Below are 22,253 nucleotides of genomic sequence, written 5' to 3' on the forward strand. Positions count from 1 at the left end.
AGGAGAGAGTAGAGATGCCAGTAAAAAACCGCTTTGCCGAATTGCAGGATGAAATCACCGCGTGGCGGCGCGACATACACGAAAACCCCGAGATCCTGTTTGAAACCCATCGCACTAGTGCTTTGGTCGCCGACAAACTGAAAGAGTTCGGCTGTGACGAGGTCGTGACCGGCATTGGCCGCACCGGTGTCGTAGGTGTGATCAAGGGTAAGGCCGACACCAAGGGTAAGGTTGTCGGCCTGCGCGCCGATATGGATGCGTTGCCTATTCATGAGGCAACGGGGCTCGACTATGCCTCAAAAACCGATGGGGCTATGCATGCCTGCGGTCATGACGGACACACAGCGATGCTGCTCGGCGCGGCGAAATACCTGTCGGAGACGCGCAATTTCGACGGGACCGTCGTGGTCATCTTCCAGCCAGCCGAAGAGGGCGGCGGCGGTGGCCGAGAGATGTGCGACGATGGAATGATGGACCGTTGGAACATTCAGGAGGTCTATGGGATGCACAACTGGCCGGGTAAACCAGTTGGCAGTTTCTCGATCCGTCCTGGGTCTTTCTTTGCGGCGACCGATCAGTTCGACATCACGTTCGAGGGGCGGGGCGGTCATGCCGCGAAGCCACATGAGACGGTGGATACGACCGTGATGACTGCTCAGGCGGTTTTGGCGCTTCAGACAATCTCTTCGCGCAATGCAGACCCGATTGATCAGGTGGTGGTGTCGGTAACCTCGTTCGAGACCTCGTCAAAAGCGTTCAACGTCATTCCGCAGACCGTTCAGATCAAGGGTACGGTTCGCACCATGAGCAAAGAGATGCGCGATCTGGCCGAGCAGCGGATCAACGAGATTTGCAATGGTGTCGCCGCAACCTTCGGGGGCACGGTGGATGTGACTTACATTCGTGGCTATCCGGTCATGGTGAACAGCGACGAGCAGACTGAATTTGCAGCTGACGTCGCACGGTCCGTGTCCGGTGATTGCGAAGACGCGCCGCTGGTCATGGGGGGCGAGGATTTCGCCTTCATGCTCGAAGAACGCCCGGGCGCTTACATCCTTGTGGGCAATGGCGATACTGCGATGGTGCACCACCCGGAATATAATTTTAACGACGAAGCGATCCCTGCTGGCTGTAGCTGGTGGGCCGAGATTGTCGAGCAGCGGATGCCGGCAGCCTGATCGAAAGCTTGGATGCGAGGGATCAACCCCTCGCACTCCCTATGACGACTTAGCCACGTGAAGATGGATCTTGCGCGGCGGTAAGGGTCAGCGCCTGACACAGAGTGTCGGTGACCTCATCCAAAGCAGATTTCTGTGTGTTGACGCAGGTCTGTGCCCCATTACGGGCCGCTGCAAGCGCGTTGTTGTCTGATAGCCACAGGGCGATGGCTTCGTTCAGTTCGACTGCCGTGCGCGCTTCGACGGCTCCACCGGTTTCAATCAGCGGGGCAAAGGTTTCGGCGAAGTTGAAATAGCCGGGTCCGGTGATGACGGCGGCCCCAGCCTGTGCGGGCTCAAAGGGGTTGTGGCCGCCGATTTCCTTCAGTGAACCACCTAGAAAAACAATGGGGCATAGGGCATACCAAGTGCCCAATTCACCCAGCGTATCCGCGACGTAAACCTGTGTTTGCGCGGTGATCGGCTGACCTTTGCTTCGCAAGGCGCCAGTCAAAGTCGCATTAGAGATAAGGTCTGTAACCTCGTCCCGACGCTCTGGGTGGCGGGGGATCAGCAGCAGCAGCAGGTCCGGCCAGCGTTTTAGCAGTTCGGCGTGGGCGGCCAGAACGGTTTCTTCCTCGCCAGCGTGGGTCGAACTGGCGATCCAAATCGGACGGCTTGCTATCTGGGACTTGATCTCAGTCAGCGTCGCATCATCGACCGGCAAAGGGTCGGACATGGCCTTGAGGTTGGTTCCGGGGCGCACGCGATCGGCAGGCGCGCCCATACTGAGAAGATTGGCTGCCGTCCTGTCATTCTGTGTCAGAAACACCCGAAATTTGTTCAGAAGAAAGCGCGCGGTCTTGGGTCGTTTCTTCCACCCGGCTACGGATTTCTCCGACAAGCGAGCATTTAGCAATGCCAAAGGCATGTCCCGTTCCGCGCTTTCAACGATCAGCCGTGGCCAGATCTCGCTTTCGACGAATATCCCGGCGTCCGGTTGCCAATGATTCAGAAACCGACGCACAGGGCCCGCAGTATCCAGTGGCGGATACTGATGCCGCGTACGTGGTGGCAACCGTTTTTCGATCAACGCGGCAGAGGTAGGCGTGCCCGAGGTGATCAGAAACTCGGCATCGGACAACCGGTTTCCCAAGCGAGTTATCAAGCTGAGAACAGAGAGGCTTTCTCCGACGCTGGCCGCATGAAACCAGATCAGGCGACCAGTCGGGCGGGGCAGGCTGGCATGGCCAAGCCGTTCTCGTTGACGTTGGGCGGGAACGCCTGCCGTTTCCAACTTTTTGCGAACCGTGCGCCAGACCAGTGGCGACAGTAGAGAAGTTGCCGTGCAATAGGTCTTGTAGATCAGCGTCGGACGCGTGTCCCCTGAGGGCATATCATCCGCCTGTATGGCTCATGTGGCGCGTCATCTGACCATCGACCGCTTGGCGGGAGTAATCGAAATCATGTCCCTTGGGCTTGAGATTGATGGCCGCGCGGATCGCGTGTTCCAGCGGTTCCTCGGTGTTTGGATGATCGCGTAGCGCACCGCGCAGATCGGCCATATCTTCCTGTCCAAGGCACATGTACAGCTCGCCCGTGCAGGTCAGGCGCACGCGGTTGCAGCTTTCGCAGAAATTGTGGGACAGCGGTGTGATGAAGCCGATCTTCTGACCTGTTTCCTCAAGCCGGACGTAGCGCGCAGGACCGCCTGTGCGTTCGGCCAAATCGGTCACGCTATAGTGGTTTTCGTATTCCTTGCGCACATCCTTGAGCGACCAATACTGATCCAGACGGTCTTCGTTTCCGATGTCGCCCATCGGCATAACCTCGATCCAGGTCAGATCCATATCACGCTCGGTACACCATTCGGTTATTCGGGGCAGCTCTTCTTCGTTGAAACCTTTCAACGCCACTGCATTGATCTTAATCCGCAGACCGGCTTTTTGGGCCGCGTCGATGCCATTCAACACCTGTTTCAGACGACCCCAACGGGTGATATTGGCGAACTTGTCTTCGTCCAGCGTATCCAGAGAAACATTCACCCGACGCACCCCGGCGGCATAAAGATCATCCGAGAACCGGTGCAGCTGCGAACCATTGGTGGTCAGCGTCAGCTCTTTCAAAGCGCCACTTTCGAGGTGTCGGGTCATGCTGTTGAAAAACGTCATGATGTTGCGGCGTACCAAGGGCTCGCCCCCGGTGATGCGCAGCTTTTCAACGCCCATGTGGACAAAGGTCGAGCACATGCGGTCAAGCTCTTCCAGCGTCAGCAGGTCTTTCTTCGGCAGAAAGTTCATGTTTTCCGACATGCAATAAACACAGCGGAAATCGCAGCGGTCCGTGACGGAGACGCGGAGATAGGTGATGGCGCGGGCAAACGGGTCGATAAGCGGAGCTGTCATGGCCCATAGGTAAATCGGCAACCCCACCGCGGCAAGAGCGATCTGCGCTTTGGTCTGGTACAGATGGGCGCAGGTCGATAGAAATCGGGCATGAGATATGCGCTGTTGTCACTGATATTTTTGGTTTCGGGCTGCGATGCGGTTCGCTCAACTTCGGATCGGTTGTTCGGCGGCGCCGAACCGCAGCCAGATACCGTGCCTGTGGTGGCCGAGGCTGAACCCCAGGCTCAACCCGTAGTTTCTGCTGAAACCGGCTGGACCGGGGCCCGGAGAACGATTGCTGGGTTGGGTGATCCAAATACGCCCGGCCGCTGGCTGCAAACCCCTTTGGTCGAAAGCGAAATCAACGGTCGAATTGTTGTGCCGAAAACCGGTGCGCAGGCTTACGTAGCCCTGGTCCCGGCACCAGGCCCGGCAGGAGGCGGAAGCCGATTGTCGCTGGACGCGATGCGCGCGTTGTTGCTGCCGTTTGACGAACTGGTCGAGCTTGAAGTTTATTCCAACTGATCGCGCAGGTACTTGCCAGCTTCCTTGCGGGCAAAGGGTTTCATGGCGTCGCCGTACTTATTCAAGAACGAAATCACACGCGCCGGGTCATGTTTGGAAAGCTCGCGTAGCCACCAGGCTATTGATTTTTGAATGAACCAATCCCGGTCGGGGACATAACCTGCTGCCCATTCCAGAATGCGGTCGCGTCGAAGAAGGTCTTCGGGTTTGGGATGGTTCTGCTTGGTCCAGGGCAGGGTGGCAACCAAAGCTGCACGACGGGTCCACATGTGATCCGATCTTGTCCAGGCTTCGACCTGATCCAGACGGGCTGGGTCGGCAGTCAGTCGTTTCTGCATGGCCATGCAGGCGTGATCGGCCACCGCCCAAGCGTCGAAGTCCGGCAGCCAGCTTTGAGTTAAATCCCAGACTGCGTCATCCGGCCTGATCCGTGCCTGTGTCAGTAGCTTGGCAGCAGCCAGTCGACCCTCGTGGATGTTGGTTCGCCACAAGGCCTCGGCCAATGTTACCCGGTCGGGTACCGACAATTCCTGCCGCCATGACTTGGTCAAATCGTTCAGAATCGGGTTTGCGATGCCCAGATAGGAGCGCTTGACCTTGTGATAGGCAGCCATTTGCACAGCGCGTTCCGGGTCGGCATGTGCCTTGATCTGATCCAGATAGCCGTCCGGTATCATTTGACAGGAGCCCCGGTGGGTTTGCCGTCGATGGTATTTTGGTTCTTTTCAACCCAATAGGCCCGGATATCGTCGTCCGACTTGCCATCCACCCATTTCTGCATCGTGTCCCGATCCGATTTGTACTCCATGAACGGCACGGCATAGCCACAGGACGTCTGCACGAGGTCAATCGACATGTCATATATCTGGCGTGCGCTGCGGTGATCAGGGAAATGCTCGGCAAGCTCGGCCCAGCCGTCATCTGTGGTGTGGATCGTCCGTGCGGTCCCATAAGTGCGCAGGATCAGCGGGCGGGTTGTGAATGAGCACCACATCAGGGTCATACGGTTGGTTTCAAGCAAGTGCCCTGCTGTTTCATTTCCACTTCCGGTCAGGTTCATCCAAGCAATTCTGTTCGGTCCCAGAACGCGCAACGAATCCATGCCCTTGGGAGAGATATTGACCCGTCCCTCAGGCCCCGCGGTTCCAACAAAGAACATGTGCTGTTCTTCGATGAACTTACGATGGACACCGTCCAGTTCCGGGAATTGCTTGGCCACCTGTCACTCCACCGTCACGGATTTTGCCAGGTTACGAGGCTGATCCACATCCGTGCCCTTGGCAACAGCGGTGTGATAGGCAAGCAATTGCGCGGGCACTGAATACAGGATCGGGGTCAGGCTTTGGTGGATATGAGGCATTCTTATCGTGCTCCAGACGCCATCCTCGGCCTGTGAGATACCGTCATCATCCGAAACAAGGATCACCTTCCCCTTGCGTGCCATCACCTCCTGCATGTTCGAAACGGTCTTGTCGAAGACGGCGTCGCGCGGGGCCATGACGACGACCGGCATATGCTTGTCAATCAAGGCGATGGGGCCGTGTTTCAATTCGCCGGATGCATAACCTTCGGCGTGTATATAGCTGATTTCTTTCAATTTCAGCGCGCCCTCCATCGCCAACGGGTACATTAGTCCGCGCCCTAGAAACAGGACGTCGCGCGCCTCGGACAAGCGTTGGGCGGATTTCCGGATGGCGGGGTTCTGGTCCAGCGCGGTGTTCAGAACCGAGGGCAATCCGCGCAGGGCTGCGGCGTGATCGGCCAGTTCCTCGTCGGTCAGGGTGCCCCGGTCGGCTGCCGCCTTCAACGCCAGCATCAGCAAAACACTCAGCTGGCAGGTAAATGCCTTGGTCGAAGCGACACCGATCTCAACACCCGCGTGAATCGGCAGCGCGATATCGCTTTCCCGGGCAATCGAGCTTTCGGGGACATTTACGACCGAAACGATCTTGTCCGCTTTGCCTTCGCAGTAGCGCAAGGCTGCTAGTGTATCTGCCGTTTCGCCGGACTGGCTGACGAACAATGCCAGCGTGCGGCCGGGGATCGGGGGTTCACGATAGCGGAACTCGCTGGCGATATCGACCTCGACCGGCATTTTGGCCAGCTGTTCGAACCAGTATTTGGCGGTTAGACAGGCATAGAATGCGGTACCGCAAGCCACCATGGTCAAGCGATCCAACTTAGTGAAGTCCAGATCAGCATCTGGCAACACCACACTGCTGCCTCCGGTCGGCAAGTAGGACCGGATCGCCTCGGCTACAACGACAGGCTGCTCGGCGATTTCCTTTGCCATGAAGTGCTTGTGGCCGCCCTTGTCGGTGCGCGTCTGGTCCAGTTTGATCCGGCGGATTTCGCGGTTGGCGATTTCACCGGCCTCGTTGCGAATTTCCAGCGAAGTGCGTGTCAGAACCGCCCGGTCACCTTCTTCCAGATAGGTGATCCGATCTGTGAGCGGCGCCAGCGCAATCGCATCGGATCCCACGAACATTTCGCCATCGCCGTGACCGACCGCCAGGGGCGATCCCTTGCGTGCTGCAACGATCAGATCGTCCTCACCATCGAACAGAAAGGCCAGCGCGAAGGCTCCGTTCAGACGATCGATTGTTTTGAACGCTGCTTCCACGGGCGACAGACCAGTACGCATATAGTGTTCCGTGAGAAGGGCGACCGTTTCGGTGTCTGTCTCCGTCTTGAAATCGATTCCGTTCTCGGCCAGTTCCTCACGCAATTCTCGGTAGTTCTCGACGATACCATTATGCACCACGGCCACTGGCCCGGCTTTGTGGGGGTGAGCATTGCTGACCGAAGGGGCGCCGTGGGTAGCCCAGCGTGTATGGCCGATGCCGGATTTGCCGGGCAGGGGTTCATGCACCAGCAAATCGCTGAGGTTGACCAGTTTTCCGACAGCGCGCCGCCGCCCGAGCTGGCCTTTGTTGACCGTCGCGATACCTGCACTGTCGTATCCACGGTATTCCAGCCGCTTTAGTGACTCGACCAGAATGGGGGCTGCCTCGTGCTGGCCCAATACGCCTACAATTCCACACATAATTCAGGCTCCTTTGTCGCGGCGAGCCTTTTTCGCCTTTAACATTTCAAACAATTTACGAGCATAACCGGATTTGTTGTCCTGCCGGGCGCGGGCCACGGCAAGGGCATCGGGTTCGACATCCCGCGTCACTACCGTGCCGGTCGCAGTCATTGCGCCGTCTCCCAATGTGACGGGTGCAACCAGCATCGTGTTGGACCCGACAAAGACACCTTCGCCAATGGTTGTTTTGTGTTTCATCACCCCATCGTAGTTGCAGGTGATCGTACCGGCTCCGATATTTGACGCCGCACCAACCGAGGCGTCACCGATATAGCTGAGGTGATTGACCTTGGCGCCTTCGGCAATCTCGGCATTCTTGATTTCGACGAAATTTCCGATGCGTGCGTTTTCAGCCAGTTCCGCACCCGGGCGCAGACGCGCGTAGGGGCCCACAATGGCACCGCGGCTGACATGGCAGCCTTCGAGATGGGAAAAGGCTCGGATCGTTGCACCACTTTCGATGGTTACCCCGGGGCCGAAAACTACGTTAGGTTCGATCACGGTGTCGCGGCCGATGATGGTATCTGCGGCCAAATATACCGTTTCGGGAGCCATCAGAGTTACGCCCAGATCCAGCAGCTCATTGCGTGCCCGGGCCTGGAATACGGCATCGGCAGCAGCGAGGTCTGCCCGCGAATTGATGCCCAGTGTCTGCGCTTCGTCACAGGCGACCGCAGTCACTTTCAACCCGCGATTGCGCGCTATCTCGACCACATCGGTTAGATAGTATTCGCCCGCAGCGTTGTCATTGCTGACCCCGTCGATCAAAGAAAACAACGTTTCGGCATCACACGCCAAAAGGCCCGAGTTGCAGAAGGTTATGGCGCGTTCTTCTTCCGATGCTTCCTTGAACTCGACGATCCGCTCCAGCGCCTCACCATCCATCACTAAGCGGCCGTAACGCGCGGGATCGGCTGCGTTGAACCCCAGAATGACCAGATCGTTTTCAGCCCGGGCCGCGACCATCCGTTCCAGGGTGTCAGGCTGCAAAAACGGGGTGTCGCCATAGAGAACCACGATATCGCCCGAGAACCCCTCCAGCGCTGCGCGGGCTTGGGCGACGGCATGGGCAGTTCCAAGCTGGTCGTCCTGAACCGCAATTTGGGTCGTATCATCTTCGGCGGCGGCCACTTTTCCCACTGCGTCGGCACCGTGTCCGGTAACAATGACGGTGCGTTCAGGCGATAGAACTGCACCGGCGCGCATTGCATGAACCAACATCGGTGCCTGGGCAATTGGGTGCAGAACTTTTGGAATATCCGAATTCATCCTGGTGCCTTTTCCGGCTGCAAGGATGACAAGGGCAATACTCATGAACTCGTTTTCTCTTTTGTTTTGTTGCTGACCGTTTTATCCGCTGGGGGCAAAGTCGCAAGCGGTTCAGCCATCAAAGAAGATTGCCGTTTGCAACAGTACTTGGCGGAAACTCGCCGGAACGGAGGCAGAATGCGTACGGTGATCTTTGATCTCGACGGAACATTGGCGGACACATCGGGCGATTTGTTGGCCGCAGCTAATCACTGTTTCCGGCACATGGGCCATGGCGATGTCCTGAACCGTCCGCAGGACGCGGCGATTGCCCTGCGCGGTGGTAGAATGATGCTGACCCATGGGTTGGAAAGGGTCGGGGCCTATGCAGAAAACACGGTGACAGACTACTACCCCGTGCTGCTTGAGGCTTATGCGCAGGCTATTGACACACACACGCAGTTTTATCCCGGCGCGCTTGAGGCCGTAGATGCTCTGAAGGCCGCAGGGTATGGCGTGGGCATCTGCACCAACAAACCCGAGGCACTGGCTGATCTGCTTTTGACCCGCATGGGGGTGCGCGCGCAATTTTCCTCGTTGGTGGGGGCGGATACCTTGCCGGTGCGCAAGCCAGACCCCGAGCCACTGCGCGAGGCCGCACGGCGGGCTGGCGGGCATCCGGATCATTGCGTGTTGATCGGCGACTCCGACACCGACCGCAACACAGCGCGCGCAGCTGGTGTACCCTCGGTGCTTGTCACATTTGGCCCATCCGGTGAAGATATGGCGGCGCTGGAGCCTGAGGCGTTACTGCATCATTTCGACGATCTTTTGGAAATGGTGCCGGGTCTCATCGGTGTTTCTGCATGATCCCTTGACCCTGCTTCGTAGCAGCTCCAAAACTACGCCATGACCGAGATATTCACGGGTAGCTTTACCCAGCAGGAACCCATTCCCGATGAGTCGATCGAAGCCGCTCTGGCCGTTATGCGCCATGGGCGGTTGCATCGCTACAACGTGGCGCCGGGCGAGTTGGGTGAGACCGCATTGCTGGAACAGGAATTCGCGGCGCAGATGGATGCGAAATACTGCTTGGCCGTGGCGTCGGGTGGGTATGCGCTGGCCACAGCGCTGCGGGCGATAGGCGTGCAGCCCGGCGATCCGGTGCTTACCAACGCTTTTACGTTGGCTCCGGTTCCGGGGGCCATTGCCTCAATTGGGGGCAGGCCGGTTTTTGTCGGAGTCACCGAGGACCTGACGATCGATTTGGACGATCTTGAGGCCAAACTGCCGTTGGCGCGGGTGCTGATGCTCAGCCACATGCGCGGACATTTGTGTGACATGGATCGGTTGATGCAGATCTGCGATGCGGCAGGTGTGGTTGTGATCGAAGATTGCGCGCACACCATGGGCGCAGCTTGGCGCGGGCAGATGTCGGGACGGCAAGGAGCCATCGGTTGCTATTCGTGCCAGACCTACAAACACGTCAATTCTGGCGAAGGCGGCTTGCTGATCACCGATGATGAGGAACTGGCAGCCAAGGCGACCATGCTGTCCGGATCATACATGCTATACGAACGCCATCTTGCAGCACCTGCGCCCGAGGTATTTGAGAGGATCAAATACACCACCCCCAACGTGTCAGGCCGCATGGACAACCTGCGCGCGGCCATTTTACGCCCGCAACTGCGTGATCTCGCCCGGCAGATACGCCGTTGGAATGAGCGATACGTCAAGATCGAGAGTGGACTGCGCGGCACGCCGGGCTTAACGATTGTCGAACGGCCTGAGACCGAGACATATGTCGGATCGTCCATCCAGTTCTTGCTGCTGGACTGGACGAGCGAGCGCATCACCGAAGTGATCCGCCGTTGTGCGGCCCGAGGCGTGGAGCTGAAGTGGTTCGGCGGCGCCGAGCCCAGCGGGTTCACCTCACGCTACGACAGTTGGCGTTATGCGGAGAGTGAGCCCATGCCATCCAGCGACCGTGTGCTGGCGGGAATCATCGATATGCGGGTGCCGCTGACTTTCTCGCTGGAAGATTGTGAGGTGATTGCCCGCATCATTCGGACGGAAGTCGGAGCTGTCTACCAGTCGTAATCCAGCGGAGTGCGCCTGCGGCGCACGCTTTTTTCAATAGGAAATGCCGTCCCTCCGGGGCGGCATTTCTTGTTTGCCCCGCTGGTTCGCCGCAAAGATTGACCGTTTGAGGAATCGCTGTTATTCAGTTATTGAACACTTGTTCATTAAAGTTCAGGGGAGAGCGCGAATGTTCATGGCGACGATGCAATTTGATCTGGGTGAGGACGTCAACGCCCTGCGCGAGATGGTTCACCGCTGGGCGCAAGAGCGGGTCAAGCCAATGGCCGCCGAAATCGATTCCTCGAACGCCTTCCCAAATGAACTATGGAAGGAAATGGGTGATCTTGGCCTGCTGGGTATTACTGTGCCCGAGGAATTTGGCGGCGCGGGCATGTCCTACCTGGCACATACAGTCGCCGTGGAAGAGGTCGCGCGGGCATCGGCCTCGGTTTCGTTATCCTATGGGGCGCATTCGAACCTTTGTGTCAACCAGATCAAGCTGAACGGGTCTGCCGAGCAAAAGCAGAAATACCTGCCGCGCTTGATATCGGGTGAGCATGTGGGTGCGTTGGCTATGTCCGAACCTTCAGCAGGTTCCGATGTCGTGTCGATGAAGCTGCGAGCTGAAAAACGGAATGATCATTACAGGCTGAACGGAAGCAAATACTGGATCACCAATGGTCCAGACGCGGATACGCTTGTGGTTTACGCCAAGACTGATCCGGAAGCTGGTTCCAAGGGGATTACCGCCTTTCTAATCGAGAAAGAAATGAAAGGCTTTTCGACCTCTCCTCATTTCGACAAGCTGGGGATGCGCGGGTCGAACACGGCCGAGCTGATCTTTGAAGATGTCGAAGTGCCATTCGAAAACGTGCTGGGCGAAGAGGGCAGGGGTGTCGCTGTTCTGATGTCCGGTCTGGACTATGAGCGTGTCGTGCTGGCTGGTATCGGAACAGGGATAATGGCTGCCTGTCTGGATGAAGTCATGCCGTACCTCGCCGAACGTAAGCAGTTTGGCAAACCGATCGGTAGTTTCCAGCTAATGCAGGGGAAGATCGCGGATATGTACACCGCGATGAACTCGGCCCGTGCTTACGTTTACGAGGTCGCTAAAGCCTGTGACCGTGGAGATGTCACACGGCAGGATGCGGCGGCGTGCTGCCTTTACGCCTCTGAGCAGGCAATGGTGCAGGCGCATCAGGCTGTTCAGGCCATGGGTGGTGCAGGCTTCCTGTCGGATGCCGCGGTCAGTCGAATTTTTCGGGATGCCAAGCTGATGGAAATTGGCGCGGGGACAAGCGAAATTCGCCGTATGTTGATTGGGCGGGAAATGATGAACAAAGTGCTCTGAATGAAAACGCCTCGCATACGAGGCAACTGCGAGGCGTTTCAATCATAGGATCAGAAGCGATGGACGTAAGACACGCCAATCAGCCACGGATCGATATCGGCTTTGCCGATGTAGTTGCCGTCCAATGTGACGTCCGAGTTGATGTCGAACCAGCGCACGTTGAGGCGCACAGCACCTTTTTCGGTGACCATATAGTCCAGACCAGCCTGCAGCGAGACACCAAACGAGTCATCAACCTTCAGATCGCCCAGAGGAGACTGTTCGTCGAAGAAGATCGTGTAGTTCAGGCCAGCGCCGACATAGGGTTTCCACGCGCTGTTGGTCGGGATGTGATAGTTCAGCGACAGAGTGGGCGGCAGCTGCTTGACGCTGCCCGCGTCGAGGCTGCCGCCAAGGGTGATGTCATGCTCGAAAGGTGTCGCGGCCAACAGCTCGATACCCAGGTTATCGCGGATGAAATACTCGGCGGTGAAGATCGGGCGAGTATCCGAGTCGATGGTGGCTTTTGCCCCAGCCAGTGTGCCGTTGTCGGATTTCGGGTCCAGGTAGCCGACTCCGATGCCGAGGGTCCAGTCTCCCTGCGACTGGGCCAGAGCCGGAGCGGCCAGAGCGACGAGAGCGGAGGACAGGGTCAAAGCGGCGAGCTTATTGGTCATATTCATGCCTTTACTTCTGTTGATGTGGGTTTTGTGCCGGTCAGACGCGCGTCCGACTCTGATCTGCATCAAGAACGCGCGGAATTTTCGCCGCGCTGTGGCGTTGAAAGCGTCATAAAAACAAGGGTTTGTGGTCGTGATTGGCGCTGAGTGCATACCCGGTTTGCGTCAGGCGGGGGGCTGGGACTTGCCAGCACGCCTGAACATGGCGCGCCAATGTCTGAATCAAGCACCTGAACAGGTTGCGCTGATTGATCTCACGTCTTCTCAGATTGTGTCTGTAACGTACGGGCAATTGGCGCGGATGACAGACAGAGTCGCTCAGGCGCTGCTGCGCAAGGTCCAGCCGGGGGACCGGGTAGGTGTTCTGCTCAGCCAGTCTCCGTGGTGTGCCGCGGCGCATCTTGCGATCTGGAAAATCGGTGCGATCTCGGTGCCATTGTTTAAGTTGTTCAAACGTGACGCGCTGGCCTCGCGGGTTGGCGATGCAGGCGCGCGATTGGTTTTGACCGATGCCGAGGGTGCCGCGTTGCTGAGCGATCTGGCGGAACCTTTGCTTGTGGATCAAATCCCAGAGGCTTCTGGTACGGTACCGTTTGTTGACACCGGCCCGGAAGACCCGGCGGTTCTGATATATACGTCGGGGACCACCGGCAGCCCCAAGGGTGCCTTGCACGGGCATCGGGTGTTGACCGGCCACTTGCCGGGCGTGTCGATCAGCCATAACCACCTGCGCGATGGCGATTGCCTCTGGACACCTGCCGATTGGGCTTGGATCGGCGGGCTGTTCGACGTGTTGATGCCGGGTCTGGCGTTCGGCATTCCGGTCGTGGCCGCACGGCTGGAGAAATTCTCGCCTGAGGCCTGCGTTGATGTGATCGAGCAGGGCGGTGTGCGCAACGTGTTCTTCCCTCCGACCGCTCTGCGGATGCTCAAGGCAACGGATCAGTCAATTCCGGGGTTGCGCTCTGTCGCCTCGGGCGGCGAGCCGTTGGGAGCCGAGATGCTGGCCTGGGGCGAACAGGCGTTCGGCCTGACGATCAACGAGTTCTATGGCCAGACGGAATGCAACATGGTCGTGTCCTCCTGCGCCGAGGATTTCCCGGTGCGTCCCGGCTGTATCGGTAAACCGGTTCCGGGGCATGAAGTGGCGGTGATCGACGCGGACGGCCAGAGAACCAACGAGGAGGGCGACGTGGCCATCCGGCGCGGCTCTGCCTCGATGCTGCTGAAATACTGGAACCGGCCCGAGGCAACGGCAGAGAAGTTCCGGGGTGACTGGCTGATCACTGGTGACCGCGGCGTGTGGGAAGGCGACTACCTGCGCTTTGTTGGCCGCGCCGATGACGTGATCACCTCGGCTGGCTATCGCGTCGGCCCGGCGGAGATTGAGGATTGCCTGCTGACCCATCCGGCGGTGGCGACGGTGGGCGTGGTCGGTAAACCCGACCCGCTGCGGACCGAGATCGTCAAGGCTTATGTGGTGCTGAAACCGGGGGCCGAGGCCACGGTCGCGGAGTTACAGGACTGGGTCAAGGACCGTCTTGCGCAGTATTCCTATCCGCGTGAGGTCGCGTTTCTGGAGGAATTGCCGGTGACCGTAACGGGTAAAGTGATCCGGAAGGAATTGAAGGCGCGGGCTAAAAGGGAGGCGAACGAGTGAAAAAGTTTGGCATCGTGGTCGCCATCGCACTTGCGCTCGGTAATTTACCTGCACCGGGTTTTTCAGATGGCCTAGAGGAAGCTTTTTCTTGTTTGAATGAAGCACCGTTCCAACAGGACGCAATCGAGCAGTGCCAAGAGACGTATATTGTGTTTTGCAGGGAGCAAGCCGCGAACACTGTCGATTATGCGCCGCAGACCCAATGTCTTGCTAAACTGTCCGCTCGAATTGAACGCTACGCCGAAAAGGTTGGTGACCAAGCTACATCGAAGCCGGAAGACAGCGCACTGAAAATCCAAAACGCTGCATTTCGTCGAGCCTTTCGAGTTCGGGACGCTGAGTGCGATTTCTTAGCAGAAACATCGCAAACCGAAAGCGACCCCGAGCGTGATCGTTTTTTTTTAGCGCGTTGTAAGTTGGTGGCAAACACGACGGCGTTTTGGGCGATATCGACTCACGGGAGGCTCAAGTGACACTAGCTTGGGAAATAGGAGAGGCAACAATGCTCCGAAGAACGGAAATAAATGCATGAAACTCACATCCAAAGCTATGCCCGCCTCCGAGGGCTTCAAAACAAACCGCGCTGCCCATCTGGACGCGTTGGCGCAAATCTCTGCCGCTGCTGAGGCGGCTCGCATGGGCGGCGGTGAGAAATCCCGGGCGCGTCATGAATCCCGTGGCAAGATGCTGCCCCGGCGTCGGGTGGCGAACCTACTGGACCCGGGCTCTCCGTTCCTTGAAATCGGGGCGACGGCGGCGCATGGGATGTATGGCGATGCAGCCCCCAGTGCCGGCGTCATCGCAGGTATTGGCCGGGTGCAGGGGCGCGAAGTCATGGTGGTCTGCAACGATGCTACCGTGAAGGGCGGCACCTATTACCCGATGACGGTCAAGAAACACTTGCGCGCGCAGGAAGTTGCTGAGGAAAACCACCTGCCTTGTATCTATCTGGTCGACAGTGGCGGCGCGAACCTGCCCAATCAGGATGAGGTCTTCCCGGATCGCGACCACTTTGGCCGCATATTCTTTAATCAGGCGCGGATGAGCGCCAAGGGCATCCCCCAGATCGCGGTGGTCATGGGGTCGTGTACGGCAGGCGGGGCTTATGTTCCGGCCATGTCCGATGTGACGATCATCGTCAAGGAACAGGGCACGATCTTTCTGGCCGGTCCGCCTTTGGTCAAGGCTGCGACCGGTGAGGTTGTCAGTTCCGAAGATCTGGGCGGCGGCGATGTGCACACGCGTTTGTCCGGTGTGGCCGATTATCTGGCCGAGGATGATGCCCACGCGCTGGCGCTGGCGCGTCGTGCCGTCGGGTCGTTGGGCGGAGTCAATTTGAAGCCTACCCTTCAGTTCGAAGCGCCCGAGGACCCGGCCTATGACCCCGACGAAATTCTGGGCGTGGTCCCCGCCGATCTGCGTACGCCATACGATATCCGCGAGGTGATTGCGCGGCTGGTCGATGGCTCTCGTTTCGATGAGTTCAAACCTCGGTTCGGTGAGACTCTGGTGACGGGCTTTGCCCATGTCAAAGGCTGCCCTGTCGGGATCATCGCCAATAATGGCGTGCTTTTTTCCGAGGCCGCCCAGAAGGGCGCGCATTTCGTCGAATTATGCTCGCAGCGCAAGACACCGCTGGTCTTCCTGCAAAACATCACTGGCTTCATGGTCGGGCGGAAATACGAGAACGAAGGTATCGCACGGCATGGGGCCAAGATGGTGACAGCAGTGGCGACAACCTCGGTGCCCAAAATCACCATGTTAGTGGGTGGTTCGTTTGGGGCCGGAAATTACGGCATGGCGGGGCGCGCCTATCAGCCGCGCTTTCTGTGGACCTGGCCAAACTCGCGCATCTCGGTCATGGGTGGCGAGCAGGCGGCTGGCGTTCTGGCCACCGTCAAACGCGACGGGATCGAACGGCAGGGCGGCACCTGGTCCGCCGAGGAAGAGGCCGAATTCAAACGCCCGACGCTGGACATGTTCGAGGAACAGTCCCATCCGCTCTATGCTTCGGCACGGCTATGGGATGACGGCATCATCGACCCGCGCAAAAGCCGCGATGTCCTTGCCCTTTCGCTGAGTGCAGCACTGAACGCCCCGATCGAGGAGACACGTTTCGGCGTGTTCAGGATGTAAGATGAGCGATGCATTGAAAAAGCTGAAAGATCGCTTTCCCGGGGCGCAAACTTTCAAGTTCGGTGACAATCGTGCTTTGTGTGATGAATTGCTGGAACTGGTCCGCGTTGGAAAGAAAACTGCAACGTGTGGCGCGCTCAAGGATTTTTCTGATGGGGATGACGAAATGCCGAAGCCCGGCCGACACGACATCGCGTTGGATTGGGACGACCAGCCTGCTTTGATTATCGAAACGGTCGACGTAACCATCGAAAGATATTGCGATGTATCCGAAGATTTCGCTTTGGCCGAGGGTGAGAATGACACCCTTGACGGTTGGCGCGAAGGACATCGCAGGTATTTCGAGCGAAACGGCGGGTTTGATCCGGAGATGGAACTGGTGTGTGAGCGGTTTCGTCTCGTCGAAGATTTGGCAAGGGAAGGGTGATCGCCAATGTTCAATAAAATCCTGATTGCCAATCGCGGTGAAATTGCCTGTCGCGTCATGGAAAGCGCGCAATCGATGGGTGTCTCCTGCGTCGCAGTTTACTCTGACGCGGATGCTGCGTCGAAACATGTACAGATGGCGGATGAGGCGATCCATATTGGTGGCGCGGCCCCCGCTGAAAGCTATCTGAAGGGCGACGTGATAATTCAGGCCGCGCTAGACACAGGCGCTCAGGCGATCCATCCCGGCTATGGCTTCCTGTCCGAGAACCCGGAATTCGTAGATGCGGTTGAGGCCGCTGGTCTGACATTCATAGGCCCGTCAGCAGATGCGATCCGCAAGATGGGTCTAAAGGATGCCGCCAAGGTTCTTATGGAGCAGGCGGGTGTGCCGGTCGTGCCGGGCTATCACGGAGACAATCAAGACCCCGAGCATCTGTCGGGTGCGGCGGATACCATCGGTTATCCGGTGTTGATCAAGGCCGTAGCGGGCGGTGGCGGCAAGGGGATGCGTCTGGTTGAGCGTCCTCAGGACTTTGCTACGGCCCTCGACAGCGCCCGGGGCGAGGCGAAAACGGCCTTTGGCAACGACGCGGTGCTGGTCGAGAAATATGTCGCCAAGCCGCGCCATATCGAGGTGCAGGTATTTGGCGACGGAACGCACGCGGTGCATTTGTTTGAGCGCGACTGTTCCTTGCAGCGTCGCCATCAGAAAGTAATCGAAGAGGCTCCGGCCCCTGGCATGACGCCAGAGATGCGCGAGGCGATGGGGCAAGCCGGTGTGCGCGCCGCCGAGGCCATTGGCTACAAGGGGGCCGGGACCGTCGAGTTTATCGTTGATGCCTCGGAAGGTTTGCGCCCGGATCGGTTCTGGTTCATGGAAATGAACACGCGCCTTCAGGTGGAACACCCGGTTACCGAGGCCATCACCGGCATTGATCTGGTAGAATGGCAGTTGCGGGTAGCTTCCGGAGAGACTCTGCCGAAACAGCAAGATGAGTTGTCCATAAACGGGCACTCGTTTGAAGCGCGTCTTTATGCTGAAGACGTGCCCAAGGGGTTCCTGCCTGCAACGGGAACGTTAACTCATCTGGCGTTTCCGGCAGAGTGTCGGGCTGATAGCGGCGTGAGAGCGGGTGACACCATCAGTCCCTGGTACGATCCGATGATCGCCAAGGTCACTGTTCATGGACCGACACGTGCAGTAGCGCTGGAATCCCTGAACCGTGTGTTGCAACGTACCGAGGTTGCGGGGACAGTTACAAATCTGGCTTTCCTTGGCGCACTTACGCGGCACGCCGGATTTGCCTTGGGCGATGTTGATACCGGGTTGATTGGTCGGGATCTGGATGGGCTGATTCAGGAACCTCCACAATCTTTGACGGCCTGTGTCGCGGCGGCGATGACAGTGTTGAACCTTATCGAAGTTACTGAAGAGACTGGGTTTTCCTTATGGGCTCCGCTGCATCGTGCTGTGCAACTGCAGAAAGGTGCGGAGATCATCGACCTTGATGTTCAGGTCGATGGACCCAACCGGCAAATTTGGCAAATAGGTACTGAAACGGTACTTGCCGAGCGCAGGGGCACACGCTGGACGGTTGGTGGGGCGCCCATGCCGCCTGTCTCGGTCAGCGGATCCGAGGTTACAGTTTTCGAACACTATGGGCAGGTTTTCGAAGTCATTGACCCGCTCGACAGGGACGCCAGTGCAGCTGGTGACACCAATGTGATCGAGGCCCCTATGCCTGGTTTGGTCAAGGCTGTCTTTGCCTCAGCGGGTCAGTCGGTACAGGAAGGGGATCGGTTGGCAATTCTGGAAGCCATGAAAATGGAGCATTCCCTGATTGCCGCACGCGACGGTGTGGTGGCTGAAGTGTTGGCTGAAGCCGGGGCGCAGGTCGAGGCCGGTGCTGCTCTGGTTCGGTTGGAAGACGAGTGATCTGTTCCGGCGCTGTGTCTCGTGGCACAGTCGGGCCAAAGGTGATGGAAACAAGACAAATCTGGGAGATGCGCAGAAATGGATGAACGGGTCGAGATTTTCGAAGTTGGTCCGCGCGACGGATTGCAGAACGAACAGCGTGAAATCCCGGTGGCCGAGAAAGTGGCGCTTGTGGACTGTCTCAGCCGCGCTGGCTTCAACCGGATCGAAGTCGCAAGTTTCGTGTCTCCTAAATGGGTGCCGCAGATGGCCGGCAGTGCCGAAGTGTTGGCAGGTATCTCTCGTGCAGAGGGCGTGCGATATGCCGCACTGACGCCCAACATGCGGGGATATGAGGACGCGCTTGCGGCCAGAGCGGATGAAATCGCGGTATTCGCGTCTGCGTCCGAAGGGTTTTCCAAGGCCAATATCAACGCGACCATCGCTGAATCCATCGACCGGTTCGTCCCTATCCTGGAGGCTGCCCGGCACATTGATTTGCCGGTTCGGGGCTACGTTTCCTGCGTCACTGATTGTCCCTATGACGGACCAACCGCGCCTGAGAAGGTGGCCGAGGTGGCCGACAGGCTGTTTTCGCTGGGGTGTTATGAAGTATCGCTGGGCGACACGATCGGACAAGGCACGCCTGACAAAGTGGCGCATATGCTGTTGGCCGTAAGAGAACGGATGCCGATGACCCGGCTTGCCGGGCATTTTCACGACACCAACGGCCGAGCCATCGACAATATTGACGCGGCATTGGCCCTGGGCGTGCGGGTATTCGATGCGGCGGTGGGTGGATTGGGCGGATGCCCTTATGCCCCCGGCGCCTCTGGTAACGTCGCGACCGAGACCGTTGCCGCACATTTGGAGCGGTTGGGATATCAGACAGGGCTGGATGCGGCAGTTCTGGAAGAGGCCGCGCAGATGGCGCGGGCCATGCGTCAAGACTGAGGGGCAGGTATGTTCGAAACGATCTCATTGACCACCGACGCGCGCGGTGTAGCGACGCTGACATTGAACCGTCCGGAAAAGCACAACGCGATGTCAGCGCTGATGATTGCCGAGTTGACACAGGCTGCCATTCAGTTGGCCGAAAACGACGCTGTGCGCGTGGTCGTGTTGACCAGCACCGGTAAAAGCTTTTGCGCAGGCGGCGATCTGGGATGGATGCAGGATCAGATGGCCGCTGATCCGGCCACGCGCTTTGTTGAGGCGCGCAAACTGGCCGAGATGCTGAACGCGCTGAACACACTGCCCAAACCTCTGATCGGAGCGCTGCCAGGCAATGCCTTTGGCGGTGGAGTAGGGCTCGCCTCGGTCTGCGACGTGGCAGTGGGTGTCGATACTCTGAAAATGGGCCTGACAGAAACGCGGCTGGGGCTGATCCCGGCGACGATTGGTCCTTACGTCATTGCTCGCATGGGTGAAGCGCTTGCACGAAGGGTGTTTATGTCTGCGCGCCTGTTTGATGCCCACGAGGCGGTAGATCTAGGGCTTCTGGCGCAAGTGGTTCCAGCGTCGGATCTGGACAGTGCGGTTGAAGCTGAAATTCTGCCCTATCTGTCCTGTGCCCCCGGCGCCGTGGCCTCTGCCAAGCAGCTTGTGCAGGCACTAGGTCCGCGCATTGACGACGAAGTGATCGACCACACGATCCGGGCGCTTGTCGACCGTTGGGAAACGGACGAGGCGCAAGAGGGAATCACAGCTTTCTTCGACAAACGAAAACCTGCATGGAATAGTTAGGTTTAACGCTTATTTTCTTGGCTAGGGATTCGCGGAAACTGCGGATTATCAACAATCAATGGCAAGCTCAGAATTAGTCCCCTGCGCGTTTCTGTTCGGTTGACCCTCTGACCCCACACGGATAGAGAATGTCCAGTCAACACGCCAATTGACGGCGCACCCATCCGGGGCATGCGCAGGAAAGGAGCTATTCGTGGAAGACCTGTTGCGGGAATATCTCCCGATCCTGGTGTTTCTGGCCGTTGCTATAGGCCTTGGAATCGTCTTGATTCTAGCGGCTGTGGTGCTTGCCGTCCGCAATCCCGACCCCGAAAAGGTCAGCGCTTATGAATGCGGGTTCAACGCGTTCGATGATGCGCGGATGAAATTCGACGTCCGATTCTATCTGGTTTCGATTCTCTTCATCATCTTCGATCTGGAAATTGCCTTCCTGTTCCCGTGGGCCGTTGGCTTCAAGGACATCAGCGATGTTGGTTTCTGGTCCATGATGGTGTTCCTGGCAGTGCTGACCATCGGCTTTGCCTATGAGTGGAAGAAAGGGGCCCTGGAATGGGAGTGATGACGGGTGCAAACACTGCCGGCGTCGACAAGGAAGTCGCCACCCAGGCCCTGAATGCCGAGCTGCAGGACAAAGGGTTCCTGCTGACTTCGACAGAAGACATTATCAACTGGGCTCGTACCGGCTCGCTGCACTGGATGACTTTTGGTCTGGCGTGCTGCGCGGTTGAAATGATGCACACCTCGATGCCGCGTTACGATGCCGAACGGTTCGGGATCGCGCCGCGCGCGTCCCCGCGCCAATCCGACGTGATGATCGTTGCCGGCACCCTGACCAACAAGATGGCCCCGGCGCTGCGCAAGGTCTACGACCAGATGCCCGAGCCGCGCTACGTGATCTCGATGGGCTCATGTGCCAATGGTGGCGGCTACTATCACTATTCCTATTCCGTTGTGCGCGGCTGTGACCGCGTCGTGCCTGTGGATATTTACGTTCCGGGCTGCCCTCCGACGGCTGAGGCGCTGCTGTATGGTTTGATGCAGCTGCAGCGCAAAATCCGCCGCACCGGCACCATCGTGCGCTGAGGAGAGAGTTGATGAGCGAAGCACTCAAAGAACTTGGCGCACAGCTGGAACTCAAACGAGCCGATTGCGTGCTGTCATGGGATGTGACCCATGGCGAGCTGAACGTGGATGTGGCTCCGTCGAATCTGGTGGAATTCGTCGAATTCCTTAAAACCGACCAAAGCTGCAAGTTCTCATCGCTAGTGGACATCACAGGCGTTGACTATCCTGAACGCGCCAAGCGGTTCGATGTTGTCTATCACTTCCTGTCGATGTACCAGAACCAGCGCATTCGCCTGCGGGTTTCGATCCGCGAGGAAGACATGGTGCCCTCGATCGTCGACGTTCACCCCTCGGCGAACTGGTTCGAGCGCGAGGTGTTCGACATGTTTGGCATCCTGTTCTCGGGTCACCCGGACCTGCGGCGCATCCTGACCGACTATGGCTTCCGCGGCTATCCGCTGCGCAAGGACTTCCCGACAACGGGTTATACCGAGGTCCGCTATGACGAGGCGCAAAAGCGCGTGGTCTACGAACCCGTCAGCCTCGTGCAGGAGTATCGTCAATTTGATTTCATGTCCCCATGGGAAGGTGCGAACTACATTCTGCCGGGGGATGAAAAACAGGAGAGCGATTGATGGGCACGCTGTTTTGGCTGATCTGTGCACTGACGACCATTCCGATGCTGAAGCTGCTACCTCATTTCGGCATAAACAAGTATTGGGCGCTTGCATGTATCGTGCCGATTGGTGTGCCGATCTTGGCCTGGATCATGGCAATGAAGCTGCAAGAGTTAGAGCGACGCTGA

At 58.1% G+C, this 22,253-nt stretch carries 23 protein-coding genes; 16 read left to right on the top strand and 7 right to left on the bottom strand.

From position 1 onward, the window contains the following. Window positions 1-14 precede the first annotated feature (14 nt). Window positions 15-1,178 (top strand): M20 aminoacylase family protein, encoded by a 1,164-nt coding sequence (locus tag AC2TCY_RS06980; protein WP_480846430.1) that lies wholly within the window; start codon window positions 15-17, stop codon window positions 1,176-1,178. A gap of 49 nt (window positions 1,179-1,227) precedes the next feature. Here the strand turns inward: AC2TCY_RS06980 and AC2TCY_RS06985 are convergent, their stop codons facing one another. Both AC2TCY_RS06985 and moaA read right to left on the bottom strand, forming a co-directional pair. After that, window positions 1,228-2,553, bottom strand: a complete 1,326-nt coding sequence (locus tag AC2TCY_RS06985) for a 3-deoxy-D-manno-octulosonic acid transferase (protein WP_480846431.1) — start codon at window positions 2,551-2,553, stop codon at window positions 1,228-1,230. A gap of 1 nt (window position 2,554) precedes the next feature. After that, window positions 2,555-3,562: a GTP 3',8-cyclase MoaA gene (gene moaA / locus AC2TCY_RS06990; RefSeq protein ID WP_480846432.1), complete on the bottom strand. Its 1,008-nt coding sequence runs from the start codon at window positions 3,560-3,562 to the stop codon at window positions 2,555-2,557. A 90-nt stretch (window positions 3,563-3,652) separates the two neighbouring features. Between moaA and AC2TCY_RS06995 the strand changes: the two genes are divergently transcribed. Beyond that, window positions 3,653-4,069 (top strand): hypothetical protein, encoded by a 417-nt coding sequence (locus tag AC2TCY_RS06995; protein WP_480846433.1) that lies wholly within the window; start codon window positions 3,653-3,655, stop codon window positions 4,067-4,069. Here AC2TCY_RS06995 and AC2TCY_RS07000 read toward each other — a convergent pair. The 4 genes from AC2TCY_RS07000 to glmU are packed head-to-tail and all read right to left on the bottom strand — an operon-like array spanning window position 4,057 to window position 8,471. Further along, window positions 4,057-4,746: a DNA alkylation repair protein gene (locus AC2TCY_RS07000; protein WP_480846434.1), complete on the bottom strand. Its 690-nt coding sequence runs from the start codon at window positions 4,744-4,746 to the stop codon at window positions 4,057-4,059. The two genes, AC2TCY_RS06995 and AC2TCY_RS07000, sit on opposite strands and share 13 nt — an antisense overlap. Next, complete coding sequence (locus tag AC2TCY_RS07005; RefSeq protein WP_480846435.1) at window positions 4,743-5,288, bottom strand: pyridoxamine 5'-phosphate oxidase family protein; 546 nt, start codon at window positions 5,286-5,288, stop codon at window positions 4,743-4,745. Before AC2TCY_RS07005 ends, AC2TCY_RS07000 begins: the two co-directional genes overlap by 4 nt. Window positions 5,289-5,291: 3 nt before the next feature. Next, entirely contained in the window at window positions 5,292-7,115 is a 1,824-nt protein-coding gene (gene glmS / locus AC2TCY_RS07010) for a glutamine--fructose-6-phosphate transaminase (isomerizing) (protein WP_480846437.1), read from the bottom strand. A gap of 3 nt (window positions 7,116-7,118) precedes the next feature. After that, the gene (gene glmU / locus AC2TCY_RS07015; protein WP_480846439.1) at window positions 7,119-8,471 is read right to left on the bottom strand and encodes a bifunctional UDP-N-acetylglucosamine diphosphorylase/glucosamine-1-phosphate N-acetyltransferase GlmU; all 1,353 of its coding nucleotides are present in this window, start codon (window positions 8,469-8,471) and stop codon (window positions 7,119-7,121) included. 132 nt (window positions 8,472-8,603) lie between these two features. On the opposite strand from glmU, the gene AC2TCY_RS07020 reads away from it, so the two are divergent. From AC2TCY_RS07020 to AC2TCY_RS07030, 3 genes are all read left to right on the top strand, one after another. Next, on the top strand, window positions 8,604-9,275 hold the full coding sequence (locus AC2TCY_RS07020) for an HAD-IA family hydrolase (RefSeq protein WP_480846441.1): 672 nt from the start codon (window positions 8,604-8,606) through the stop codon (window positions 9,273-9,275). A 39-nt stretch (window positions 9,276-9,314) separates the two neighbouring features. Further along, the gene (locus tag AC2TCY_RS07025; RefSeq protein ID WP_480846442.1) at window positions 9,315-10,505 is read left to right on the top strand and encodes a DegT/DnrJ/EryC1/StrS family aminotransferase; all 1,191 of its coding nucleotides are present in this window, start codon (window positions 9,315-9,317) and stop codon (window positions 10,503-10,505) included. 169 nt (window positions 10,506-10,674) lie between these two features. Continuing rightward, window positions 10,675-11,838, top strand: coding sequence for an isovaleryl-CoA dehydrogenase (locus AC2TCY_RS07030; protein ID WP_480846444.1), 1,164 nt, complete (start codon window positions 10,675-10,677; stop codon window positions 11,836-11,838). Between the two features lie 50 nt (window positions 11,839-11,888). Here the strand turns inward: AC2TCY_RS07030 and AC2TCY_RS07035 are convergent, their stop codons facing one another. After that, window positions 11,889-12,494, bottom strand: a complete 606-nt coding sequence (locus AC2TCY_RS07035) for an OmpW/AlkL family protein (RefSeq protein WP_480846960.1) — start codon at window positions 12,492-12,494, stop codon at window positions 11,889-11,891. 136 nt (window positions 12,495-12,630) lie between these two features. Here AC2TCY_RS07035 and AC2TCY_RS07040 point away from each other — a divergent pair, with 136 nt between their 5' ends. From AC2TCY_RS07040 to AC2TCY_RS07090, 11 genes are all read left to right on the top strand, one after another. Continuing rightward, a complete protein-coding gene (locus AC2TCY_RS07040) occupies window positions 12,631-14,157 on the top strand; it encodes an AMP-binding protein (RefSeq protein ID WP_480846445.1) in 1,527 nt (508 codons plus the stop codon). Then, window positions 14,154-14,630, top strand: coding sequence for a hypothetical protein (locus tag AC2TCY_RS07045; protein ID WP_480846447.1), 477 nt, complete (start codon window positions 14,154-14,156; stop codon window positions 14,628-14,630). Before AC2TCY_RS07040 ends, AC2TCY_RS07045 begins: the two co-directional genes overlap by 4 nt. Window positions 14,631-14,685: 55 nt before the next feature. Then, window positions 14,686-16,293, top strand: a complete 1,608-nt coding sequence (locus tag AC2TCY_RS07050; protein ID WP_480846449.1) for a carboxyl transferase domain-containing protein — start codon at window positions 14,686-14,688, stop codon at window positions 16,291-16,293. 1 nt (window position 16,294) lies between these two features. Next, entirely contained in the window at window positions 16,295-16,720 is a 426-nt protein-coding gene (locus tag AC2TCY_RS07055) for an ASCH domain-containing protein (protein WP_480846450.1), read from the top strand. Window positions 16,721-16,726: 6 nt separating this feature from the next. Continuing rightward, a complete protein-coding gene (locus tag AC2TCY_RS07060) occupies window positions 16,727-18,658 on the top strand; it encodes an acetyl/propionyl/methylcrotonyl-CoA carboxylase subunit alpha (protein WP_480846452.1) in 1,932 nt (643 codons plus the stop codon). Between the two features lie 78 nt (window positions 18,659-18,736). Next, window positions 18,737-19,591, top strand: a complete 855-nt coding sequence (locus tag AC2TCY_RS07065; protein WP_480846453.1) for a hydroxymethylglutaryl-CoA lyase — start codon at window positions 18,737-18,739, stop codon at window positions 19,589-19,591. A gap of 9 nt (window positions 19,592-19,600) precedes the next feature. Then, window positions 19,601-20,383, top strand: a complete 783-nt coding sequence (locus AC2TCY_RS07070) for a crotonase/enoyl-CoA hydratase family protein (RefSeq protein ID WP_480846455.1) — start codon at window positions 19,601-19,603, stop codon at window positions 20,381-20,383. A gap of 193 nt (window positions 20,384-20,576) precedes the next feature. Beyond that, window positions 20,577-20,942, top strand: a complete 366-nt coding sequence (locus tag AC2TCY_RS07075; protein ID WP_480846456.1) for an NADH-quinone oxidoreductase subunit A — start codon at window positions 20,577-20,579, stop codon at window positions 20,940-20,942. Then, a complete protein-coding gene (locus tag AC2TCY_RS07080) occupies window positions 20,933-21,466 on the top strand; it encodes a NuoB/complex I 20 kDa subunit family protein (RefSeq protein WP_010442777.1) in 534 nt (177 codons plus the stop codon). Before AC2TCY_RS07075 ends, AC2TCY_RS07080 begins: the two co-directional genes overlap by 10 nt. Before the next feature lie 11 nt (window positions 21,467-21,477). Continuing rightward, complete coding sequence (locus AC2TCY_RS07085) at window positions 21,478-22,083, top strand: NADH-quinone oxidoreductase subunit C (protein ID WP_480846457.1); 606 nt, start codon at window positions 21,478-21,480, stop codon at window positions 22,081-22,083. Further along, window positions 22,083-22,253, top strand: a complete 171-nt coding sequence (locus AC2TCY_RS07090; protein ID WP_480846458.1) for a hypothetical protein — start codon at window positions 22,083-22,085, stop codon at window positions 22,251-22,253. Before AC2TCY_RS07085 ends, AC2TCY_RS07090 begins: the two co-directional genes overlap by 1 nt.

The organism is Ruegeria sp. HKCCD7181, assembly GCF_057221055.1.

What these genes read in the sequence shown, in the direction of transcription:
- AC2TCY_RS06980 (WP_480846430.1), top strand. Translation starts at nt 15, where the DNA reads ATGCCAGTAAAAAACCGCTTTGCCGAATTGCAGGATGAAATCACCGCG.
- AC2TCY_RS06985 (WP_480846431.1), bottom strand. Translation starts at nt 2,553, where the DNA reads ATGCCCTCAGGGGACACGCGTCCGACGCTGATCTACAAGACCTATTGC.
- moaA (WP_480846432.1), bottom strand. Translation starts at nt 3,562, where the DNA reads ATGACAGCTCCGCTTATCGACCCGTTTGCCCGCGCCATCACCTATCTC.
- AC2TCY_RS06995 (WP_480846433.1), top strand. Translation starts at nt 3,653, where the DNA reads ATGAGATATGCGCTGTTGTCACTGATATTTTTGGTTTCGGGCTGCGAT.
- AC2TCY_RS07000 (WP_480846434.1), bottom strand. Translation starts at nt 4,746, where the DNA reads ATGATACCGGACGGCTATCTGGATCAGATCAAGGCACATGCCGACCCG.
- glmS (WP_480846437.1), bottom strand. Translation starts at nt 7,115, where the DNA reads ATGTGTGGAATTGTAGGCGTATTGGGCCAGCACGAGGCAGCCCCCATT.
- glmU (WP_480846439.1), bottom strand. Translation starts at nt 8,471, where the DNA reads ATGAGTATTGCCCTTGTCATCCTTGCAGCCGGAAAAGGCACCAGGATG.
- AC2TCY_RS07020 (WP_480846441.1), top strand. Translation starts at nt 8,604, where the DNA reads ATGCGTACGGTGATCTTTGATCTCGACGGAACATTGGCGGACACATCG.
- AC2TCY_RS07025 (WP_480846442.1), top strand. Translation starts at nt 9,315, where the DNA reads ATGACCGAGATATTCACGGGTAGCTTTACCCAGCAGGAACCCATTCCC.
- AC2TCY_RS07030 (WP_480846444.1), top strand. Translation starts at nt 10,675, where the DNA reads ATGTTCATGGCGACGATGCAATTTGATCTGGGTGAGGACGTCAACGCC.
- AC2TCY_RS07035 (WP_480846960.1), bottom strand. Translation starts at nt 12,494, where the DNA reads ATGACCAATAAGCTCGCCGCTTTGACCCTGTCCTCCGCTCTCGTCGCT.
- AC2TCY_RS07050 (WP_480846449.1), top strand. Translation starts at nt 14,686, where the DNA reads ATGAAACTCACATCCAAAGCTATGCCCGCCTCCGAGGGCTTCAAAACA.
- AC2TCY_RS07055 (WP_480846450.1), top strand. Translation starts at nt 16,295, where the DNA reads ATGAGCGATGCATTGAAAAAGCTGAAAGATCGCTTTCCCGGGGCGCAA.
- AC2TCY_RS07060 (WP_480846452.1), top strand. Translation starts at nt 16,727, where the DNA reads ATGTTCAATAAAATCCTGATTGCCAATCGCGGTGAAATTGCCTGTCGC.
- AC2TCY_RS07065 (WP_480846453.1), top strand. Translation starts at nt 18,737, where the DNA reads ATGGATGAACGGGTCGAGATTTTCGAAGTTGGTCCGCGCGACGGATTG.
- AC2TCY_RS07070 (WP_480846455.1), top strand. Translation starts at nt 19,601, where the DNA reads ATGTTCGAAACGATCTCATTGACCACCGACGCGCGCGGTGTAGCGACG.
- AC2TCY_RS07080 (WP_010442777.1), top strand. Translation starts at nt 20,933, where the DNA reads ATGGGAGTGATGACGGGTGCAAACACTGCCGGCGTCGACAAGGAAGTC.
- AC2TCY_RS07085 (WP_480846457.1), top strand. Translation starts at nt 21,478, where the DNA reads ATGAGCGAAGCACTCAAAGAACTTGGCGCACAGCTGGAACTCAAACGA.
- AC2TCY_RS07090 (WP_480846458.1), top strand. Translation starts at nt 22,083, where the DNA reads ATGGGCACGCTGTTTTGGCTGATCTGTGCACTGACGACCATTCCGATG.